We start from the raw sequence: 8856 nt of genomic DNA, 5'->3' as shown, positions 1-8856 counted from the left end.
GACGGCGGCTGCGGTGCCGAGCAGTGCGACGGAGGCGAGGATCTTGCCGGAGGTGGTCTTGAGGGTGATGGCCATGGGAATCGGTGTCCTTTCGGGAGGCCACCGTGAGACCGGCCGGCCGTTTCTTTCAGCCTCTCTGGCTGACAAGAACTACTGTGCCGGGGCTGGATCAAGAACCCATCCTGCAAACCCGCAATACTTCCTCAGGAAAAACTCAAGACTCAATCCTCTTTCAGGGTCCTCTGTATGGATCGTCTCCCCGGGGGCCAGGATTCTGTTGCCACGGCATTGGAGCAGCCGAGGGAAGCTGGACGTAAGCGGCCGGCTTCTGTTGCTTCCGCATGTTCCGGATCAACAGGATTGCCATGGCAACGACTGCCAGCACCAGGACAGCTATTGTCGCAACCATCCACATCGGGATGTCCGGCAAAGTTTGCGAGACTCCGGTAGGAACATCGGCAGCGGCCGCGGCAGGTGTTGCGGACTGTGTCGCAGGCTCGGCCAGTTTCACGCCGTTGGAAGTCAGGAAGTCCCTGAGCGTCTGCGTGTCAGTTATGTAATTTGCTTGGCCAGACCCTTGGTATACATATGCGGAATTGATGCCAATAACCTGCCCGGCCTCATTTACCGATGGCCCTCCCGACATCCCGGGCGTGATGTCGGTGTCGATCTCCGTGCGGGGAACACCCTGCGTTGAGTAACTGCGGGAACTGACGGCACCGGAACGGTAAGAAGGCTTCTGCCGCTCCACATCCGAGGTTGACCCTACAAGATCTGGAAATCCAATCGAGGTGACCTTCTCACGGACTTTAGGCGCTTCGGAGCCTATCTGCAACGCAGGTGTGCCCTTCATGTCTGCGATGCGGAGGAGAGCGTTATCGCCCTTCTCAAAGCCTTGTTTGGCGAGCAATTGCGCTGTAATTGCAGTCTTGCCGCTAAGAACTCCGCCATCGATGCCCGATGGTTGATCGATCTTGATGGACGGATCCCCCAAGGTCATCGGCCAGCCGACATCCTCTGCCTTGGCCCCGGTGAAGCCCTGCTCTTCGATGACGTTGGCGTAAATATTGACGCGGAGCGCTTCGTCAGCTTCGACGCAGTGGCCGGCCGTGGCTACGTGGCCGGTATCGCTGACAAACCACCCGGTGCAGTACGCGTACACAGTGGTCCTGTATGTCTCGGTCGTTCCGTCCTTGAAGGGAACCTGCACGGAAGCGCTCCAAGCCGTGTCAACCCACACAATGGACTTATCGATGGCGTCGGAATCGATGTCGGCTGCGGCTGGTGACGCGGCCAGGAGTGGTGCAGACAGCAATGCCGTCAAGACAGCCGGTGCTGTGACTTTCATCCCCGGTTTCTTGACCGTCTTTGACCTTTTCATGATCATTTCCTCGGCTTTAACGTGGGCAGACGTTGGGCGGATCCCAGGCTGTATGTGGAGTGTAGGGGAGAGCCCCGGAGCTCAGCACGAGTAGGGCGTACTCGACTTAGGGGAGCGGTGCTACTTGACCCCCGCCGGGGATACTCGCTTCCGCCGGTGATGCTACTGGCTCCGCACGCCGTGATTTGTTGGGCAGACCCCCTCCCGGCTCTGGGTACCGGGAGAGGGCCCTATCGGCCGCCGTGGTCTGGGATCCACGAACGACCGGTCTGATGCCGCGTCGTCAGTCAGCCGTCCCTATTCGGGGAGCCTGATCAAGCGGGAGCTGGTGCTGATTGCGTTGACAGCTGAAGCGAAGATGGGTCCCATCTCAGCCCCTGTTGCCGCGCAGAAGAAGAAGTCCCCATCTGCGTTTTCCGTGGCCCGCAGTGCTGCGGTTGAGCAGTCGTTGGAGGCTGTGCTGGGAACCCCGGGGGCTTTGGGCGAGGCCGCGGAAGCCAGGACTGTGCGGACCAAATCGCTGCTGCTGCCGTTGCACCGGGCCGAGTTCGCATCACCAAATGCCACTGTGATGATGAGGAGACCTTCGTTCTTGGCGTTGGTGGCAACGGCTTTGAGGTTGTTGCAGGCCGTGGTTCCGTTGGTGCTTCCGAGCTCAGAGGCGGTGTTCAGGTCGGTGGAGCCGCCGGTCACGTTCTCCTCGTTGGGTTCGCCGTCGGTTTCCAGGATGATGGCCTTCTTGGCCGGTGTGGAGCGTGCGGGCAGAGAGCTCAGGTTGTTTGAGGACTTGCCCAATACGTACCGTGCAGCCGACTTGAGCGGCGCTGCAAGATAGGTTCCCGTGCTGGACGACGACAAACAATTGAGGCCGCTGACAAGAGTGCTGCTGCTGTTCAATGGCGGAACTCCGCCGGGTGCAGCCGGCGTATTTGTGTAGTTGTTGGAGAACGGAACAGGCAGCCAAGGACCGTCGGTCCGCGAGGTCGATGGAGAGGTAACGCAGGTTCCCGGGCTCGTCTTGCTGCGTCCGATGGCGCCCAAGGCAACGTACTGCTGTTCCTTCGTCATTGTCTGCAGCGTGCTCTTGATGCCTGCAACCATCGCGTTCCGATCCGCATCGCTCATGCTTCCGGTCCGGTCAGCGACCATCACGATGTCCATGGGGTTCGGTATTTGGGCTCCGCACGACCCCTTGCATGCGGTGGACGCGAGGGAACCCGTGTTACCGGTGTTGACGCCGATGACGGGAGCAAAGGCAAAGGGCACGTCCTTGGCCGCTGTCACAATGATCGTGTTGCACGTGTGCCCGCCGCCCGGTGTGCAGGGAATGGAGCAGACCTTCTCGTCGCATTTGGCTCCAGCGGTGGTGCCTGGATCGCAGACATTGGGTACTTGGCCGCTGACCACCGTCTTTGCTGTTCCAGATGATGCCACGAGGCACCGGAAGGTGATGGTGGGATTTGCTTGGGGGTCGTTGGACTTGGCATAGGCAACTGCGGCGGCCTGAGCCGCCGCGGGATCGTTCGGCAAGGAGCCAGCGCCGGCAAGGGCTGCCGAGTCCAAGGCATTGCTGAGGTCCTGGCGCTCGTACGCCAGCTTCCCGAAGTCGAGGGCCAGAGCCAAGGCAGCGAACAGGAGGGGGACCAGCAGGGCAAAGATGACAATGGAGGCGCCTTGCTCGTCGGACTTCCGTGTGCGTTCTTTTACATCGCGCATGTTCCACCAGTCCAGTTCTTGGCTCCCGAAGTCACTGTGGCTGTGCCTTCCATCTTCATGACGTACTTGGTTTCGGAATAGCCGTTCAGCATCCAGGCGAAGAAGCCGCTGGCGGAACTCTGGGGATAGCGCACACAGACAACCAGCTTTCCGGGTGCCCCGCCCGTGGTATCGACGACGAACTTGGATTGCAGTTTGGTGGAGTCGAGATTTCCCTTTGCGCTGGTGATGGAAGCGATGACGTCACCCTGGGTTATTCCTTGGCGGGCGCCCTCCCGCGCCGCGGCCTGAATGCCGATGTTCTGGCTGAAGAACAGGCCAAAGTCGATCACTCCCAGAAGCATTGTCAAGAGCAGCGGAAGAATGATGGCGAATTCCACCACAGAGGCACCTCGCTGGCGATCCTCGGGCCTGTTCGGCTTGCGTCTGCATGAACTGAACATCGTCTTCTCCTGGTCCGTTTCAGAGCTTGGCGAACGTGCTGATGGCGTTGATGACCGCAGGGCCAAGAATGATGATGAACAGCGGCGGAAAAATAAAGAGGATCAAAGGAAACACGACCGCTACGGGGAGCTTCATTGCCTTCTCCTCGGCGCGGAGGCGCCGCTTGACCCGCATCTGCTCAGCCTGGGGCTTCAGTATCCTGGCGATGGAGAGTCCTTGGATGTCGGCTTGGACGATGGCTCCGACAAAGCTCCTGACGTCAGGTACCGTGCAGCGGTCAGCCAAGGCCTTGTAGGCCTCCCGCCGGGAACGGCCCGCTTGAATGTCCTGGAGCGTGCGGACCAGTTCGTCAGCAAGCGGGCCGTTTCCACTGGCCCCCACCCTGGCGAGGGCCGCTTCGAATCCGAGACCTGCCTCGACGGAAACCAGCAGTTGGTCCAGCACGTTTGGGAGGTCCTTCTGGATCCGCGCCTGGCGTTTGGTGCCGTTGTTGTAAACGAGCAGGTCCGGCAGGAAGTAGCAAGCGACGGCGAGGGCCAGCGCCAGCAGGATTCCAATCGGGGATCGGGTGCCACCAAGGAGCAGGGCTGCCAGTCCGCCGGCCACGGCTGCCACAGGCTTGATGGACAGCAACCGTTCAAGGGGCATGGAGGCGGGCCTGCCTGCATTGGCGAGAATTTGGTCCAAACGCCTCACGTAAGCAATCGGTGTCAGCCGGTGGCCGAGGCGTACCAACAACGTTGGCCCCGAGGGAGCTTCCGCTGGCCTGCGCTCCGCTACGGCGTTGAGCCGCGTTCGGATCAATCGGCCGGAGGTGCGGTCAATTGCTATCAGCGTCCACGCGAAGTAGGACACAGGAAGGATGACTGCGGCGATCATGAGCCACACAAGAGATGTCATGGCAAACCTCCTAGAACTCGATCTTGACCATGCGGCTGATCCAGAAGGAGCCGATGGTCATCATGATGGCGCCGACGGCGATGAACCCCCAGCCGAGCAGGGACTGCGTAAGGACAGCCATGTAGCCCGGGTTGGCAAAGTTGAGAAATCCGGCAACAAAGAAGGGGAGTGTAATGAGGATGTAAGCGGAAAACTTGCCTTCGGCAGCGAGGGCGCGAACCTGACCTTTGATCTGGGACCGCTCACGGACAGTTTCGCCTACGTGGTCCAGCACACCGGCCAAGTCGCCGCCCACTTCGCGGTTAATTTCGATGGCCTGGCTGAGCCATTCGAAATCCTCGCACTGCATCCGCCGCCCCACATCCGCCATCGACTCAGACACGGGCCGGCCTACCCGGTTCTCATTGACGATCCGGGCGAGCTCCTCCGACATGGGTGCCGGCATTTCCAAGCTGGCGCTTTGCAAGGACTGCGTGATGCCGTGCCCGGCGCGAAGACTGCCGGAAAGCGCCATGAGCATGTCGCTCAGTTGGCCGCCAAAGGCAGCCCGACGGCGGCCCGTACGGACTTTGACCACCAAGTAAGCGGCCAAGGGCGACAATAAGGCGAAGACGATGCCAAGAGGCAGGCCCTGAAGCAGGAATCCGACCAGGCCCAGAACGATGCTGCCGATCAGGATGAGGACAGCAAATTCGGAGGGCTTGCTGGTGACGCCCGCGTCGTTAAGTGCGTCCACACCGAAGACGCCGCCACGTCCGCGGGTTACCCCTCGTTCCACAACGGAGACCGTCGCATCACCCAGTTTGGAGATCACTGACGATCCTTCATCAGGCGCCCCCGGCCGCCGCCTGCTGGCCGCGATATCCCTGTATCGAGGTCTCAAGGCAACAAACAGGGTCAGCAGGACAGCGGTTACGATAGCGGCCGAACCAATGATGAGCATGTAGTCCTGAAACATGTGGCTCACCGTCCAAGCCGCGGAGCAGTGGGCCCGAAGAGCTCCGCGGGAAGGTAGATGCCCATATCCGCGAGCTTTTCCACGAATCGCGGTCGAATGCCGGTGGGGATGGTACGGCCGACGAATCTCCCCTCAGAATCGACACCAGCGGCGTAATCGAAAGAGAAGGTGTCCTGAAGTGTGACAACGTCGCCCTCCATCCCCAGGACTTCGGTGATGTGCGTAACACGGCGCGTGCCGTCCTTAAGCCGGCTGAGTTGCACGATGACGTGAACGGCGCTTGCAATCTGCTCGCGGATGGCCCGGAGCGGGAGTTCCATTCCTGCCATCATGACCAAGGTCTCCATGCGGGCGACGGCATCCCGCGGGGAATTGGAGTGGACGGTGGAGATGGAACCGTCGTGCCCGGTGTTCATCGCTTGCAGCATGTCCAAGGCCTCGCCGCCGCGTACTTCGCCGACAACGATCCTGTCGGGTCGCATGCGGAGGGAGTTGCGGACCAGATCGCGGATGGACACAGCGCCTCGGCCTTCCGTGTTGGCCGGACGGCTTTCCAACCGGACAACGTGGCTTTGCTGGAGTTGTAGTTCCACTGCATCTTCGATGGTGACAATGCGTTCCTCTTCGGGAATGAAAGAGGACAAGACATTGAGGAGAGTGGTCTTGCCAGTGCCGGTACCGCCCGAAACGATGATGTTCAACCGTGCTTTGACGCAGGCATCGAGAACCTGGGCCATCGCCGGTGAGATCGAATCGAATCTGACCAAATCCTCAACGGTCAACGGGACAGCGGAGAACTTCCTGATAGTGAGGGATGGGCCGTCCACCGCGAGGGGCGGTATGACCGCATTGACGCGGGATCCATCTTGCAAGCGCGCGTCCACCAGCGGCGAGGATTCGTCGATGCGGCGGCCGATTCTGGACACAATGCGCTCAATCACCCGGCGAAGGTGCGAGTCCGAACTGAAGGTGGTGCCCGTCTGGTGAAGGCGCCCTGCTCGTTCCACATAGATGCTGCGGGCGCCGTTGACCATGATTTCGGTGACCAACGGATCGTCCAGCAGCTTCTGGAGTGGACCAAGGCCCAGGACTTCATCCACGATTTCGCGGATGAGGCGACGCCGTTCCTCCGGGGTCAGCGGGACTTGCTCATCGTCAATAAACTCGCTGAGTGCCTCCCGGACCATTCTGCGTACATCCCCCTCGTCCAAGGAAGAGTCAGTAATCCTGCTTCCCAAGCGGCCGGTGATGTCTTCGGCGGCGCGCTTCTTGATGCCGGCCAAAGCATCGGTGGAAACCTTCCCGGTCACGGCGGCCAGATGATCGGACCCAAGGCCGCCGTCCTCTGACCGTCCCGCGCCCAAACTGAGTCCAGTTGAGGATGTACTTCCGTCCGGCGAAATCCGGGCGGCTTCAAGTCTGTTGATGAGGCTCATGACACTGCCACCCTTCTACGGGAGTTCTTTGCGGCAACGGGGACGGAGCTGGCAATCAGCTTGTCCACCAGTGCCTTCAGGCCCTTTGCCACAGGATCCCGGCGGCCCGACTGGAGCAAGGGGACACCTGCGTTCGTGGAGAACGGAACTGACCGGGACTGCGGCAGCACCATTCCAACCGGCAATCCGACCGTAGCCTCGACGTCCTTGACAGTCAGGCCGCTCCGCTTGTCCGCGAAATTCAGGACGACGGTATTTGAGGGCGGCATCAGATCGAGCTGCCTGAGGACTTCCAAGCCGTGATTAAGGCCGCGGATACTTGGGATGTCCATTCCGCATACCCAGACTCCGTCCGTGGCCAATTCGAGAACCGCCAGCACAACATCGCCCAAACCAGGCGAAGTGTCGAGAATGACGTAGGGGAATTCGAGCGACAACTGGTTGATCAGCGTTGCCACTTGGGCGGGCTTGACCAGGTCTGCCTCCGCGGGGCGAAGCGGGGCGCACATGGCGTAGGCGCCGCTCGGATGGGGAGTCAGATACGCCTTCAGCACCATGCTGTCCGAGGAAGCGGCGCCGGAGACAGCATCGATGATGGTGTAGTTCGGCTCCAGGCCGAGGCCGGAAGCGACGTCACCAAATTGGAGATCCAGATCGACGATGACTGCGCCGCCCGCCAATCCCACGGCAAGGTTAGTGGATACCGTGGTCTTTCCAACGCCACCTTTCGGGGACATGACGGAGATGACACGGCCGCGCTGATGCGCCTGCTGGGATTCGTCCACTGCGGAGTGGCGGCGGCCCTTGGCTGTGATGGAAGCCCGCTCCATCGCCAGGCTGAATTGAGAGGCGTCGATCCCAGGATCGATGACGTCGCGAATGCCCGAACGCAGCGCCGCCAACGTTAGTTCGCTGGTGGACGGTGCGGCCAGGACCACCACAATCTCCGGGTGCTCAACGTCCAGAGCATTCGCGAGCCTGAACCAATGCTCAGTGACGACGTCGGGGCCGATCACCATGACGTCGATGGGCCCTCCGATGTTCCGACTCAAAACGTCGGAGGGTGTACCGACGGCGGTGGCGGCACCCAGGACCTGAAGGTCATGCGCCGAATCCAGCGACAGGGACATCCGCTGCTCGAAGTCCGCCGATCCCGTGAGTGCCATGAAGCGGCTCATTGGAAGATCCCGGTGGTGCTGACGGCGGTCTTGGTGCCGTCCGGTGTGGTGGCGGTTTGCTTGGTGAGCCAGATGTTGCCGGTCCTGGCACTCAGGATCACTTTGGCGGCGTCGGTGGAGTTCCGGGCCAGCGTCACGAATGACGATCCGCTGGGCACTGCCGACGTGCCTTCTGAGGTTGATTCTGCAGCCGCTGGTGCCTGCTGGACGGCTGTCACCAAGACTTTATCGAAGACCAATTGTGTGCTGGCGATTTGTTGATTCGTGGGATCGGTCTGGGTCACAAAGAGCCCCACCAAGTCACCGGCCCGGACCGTGCCGCCCACCACGCTCTCCGGAGGAAGAAGTATGGTCACTTCCTGCATGCCCTCGGGAACGGGGGCCGCGCCGGGAGCCACGCGTTCAGACGGGTCAACCAAGCGGCTGGCCAAGACTTGTTCGCCTGGTTCGAGCGCGACCGAGGTTACTTTTCCAGTACCTGAATCAAGCGAAGTCAGGGCGCCGTCAGCCTTGGCGGCAGCCGGCATCGGCCGGAGCCGGATGTAGGAGCTGAGCTCCTGGACAGTTGTGCCGGCAGGAACCGGCTTTTCGACGACGACCACGTCCACGGATTCCAGGGATGCCTGCGCCCTGCGGTCCGCGCTGGATACGTAATTCACCAACATCACTGTTCCAATGACAGCCAGAACAAGCGCAGCAATACCCCCGATTAATCGCGATTTCATGTTTGTTTCCTCACCTTGAACACCTCTAGTGCGCGAACGCGCCTGGCAGGCCGGGATGGGCCAGCGAAACTGAAACAACACTGCCGACTGTCCGGTTGGGGCGGACAGCCGGCAGAGT

8 protein-coding genes are annotated in these 8856 nt (G+C 61.0%); all 8 read right to left on the bottom strand.

What is annotated here, in order from left to right; genetic code table 11:
* Positions 1-232: 232 nt before the first annotated feature.
* On the bottom strand, positions 233-1381 hold the full coding sequence (locus GVL04_RS11215) for a serine protease (protein ID WP_235036248.1): 1149 nt from the start codon (positions 1379-1381) through the stop codon (positions 233-235).
* A gap of 297 nt (positions 1382-1678) precedes the next feature.
* A complete protein-coding gene (locus GVL04_RS11210) occupies positions 1679-3097 on the bottom strand; it encodes a pilus assembly protein TadG-related protein (protein ID WP_159704036.1) in 1419 nt (472 codons plus the stop codon).
* Positions 3085-3480: a TadE family protein gene (locus tag GVL04_RS11205; RefSeq protein WP_159704033.1), complete on the bottom strand. Its 396-nt coding sequence runs from the start codon at positions 3478-3480 to the stop codon at positions 3085-3087. Before GVL04_RS11205 ends, GVL04_RS11210 begins: the two co-directional genes overlap by 13 nt.
* Before the next feature lie 79 nt (positions 3481-3559).
* Positions 3560-4441 (bottom strand): type II secretion system F family protein, encoded by an 882-nt coding sequence (locus tag GVL04_RS11200; protein ID WP_159704030.1) that lies wholly within the window; start codon positions 4439-4441, stop codon positions 3560-3562.
* 10 nt (positions 4442-4451) lie between these two features.
* On the bottom strand, positions 4452-5255 hold the full coding sequence (locus GVL04_RS11195) for a type II secretion system F family protein (RefSeq protein ID WP_159704027.1): 804 nt from the start codon (positions 5253-5255) through the stop codon (positions 4452-4454).
* Positions 5256-5404: 149 nt separating this feature from the next.
* Positions 5405-6835, bottom strand: a complete 1431-nt coding sequence (locus GVL04_RS11190) for a CpaF family protein (RefSeq protein WP_159704024.1) — start codon at positions 6833-6835, stop codon at positions 5405-5407.
* Positions 6832-8013, bottom strand: coding sequence for an AAA family ATPase (locus GVL04_RS11185; RefSeq protein ID WP_159704020.1), 1182 nt, complete (start codon positions 8011-8013; stop codon positions 6832-6834). The genes GVL04_RS11190 and GVL04_RS11185 overlap by 4 nt, the downstream gene beginning before the upstream one ends.
* A complete protein-coding gene (gene cpaB, locus GVL04_RS11180; protein ID WP_159704017.1) occupies positions 8010-8738 on the bottom strand; it encodes a Flp pilus assembly protein CpaB in 729 nt (242 codons plus the stop codon). Before cpaB ends, GVL04_RS11185 begins: the two co-directional genes overlap by 4 nt.
* Positions 8739-8856: the final 118 nt, after the last annotated feature.

Source organism: Arthrobacter sp. 18067 (assembly GCF_902706295.1).
Classification (GTDB): domain Bacteria; phylum Actinomycetota; class Actinomycetes; order Actinomycetales; family Micrococcaceae; genus Arthrobacter.
Note: the sequence above shows the minus strand (reverse complement) of the source record. Positions and strands in the feature narration are given on the sequence as shown.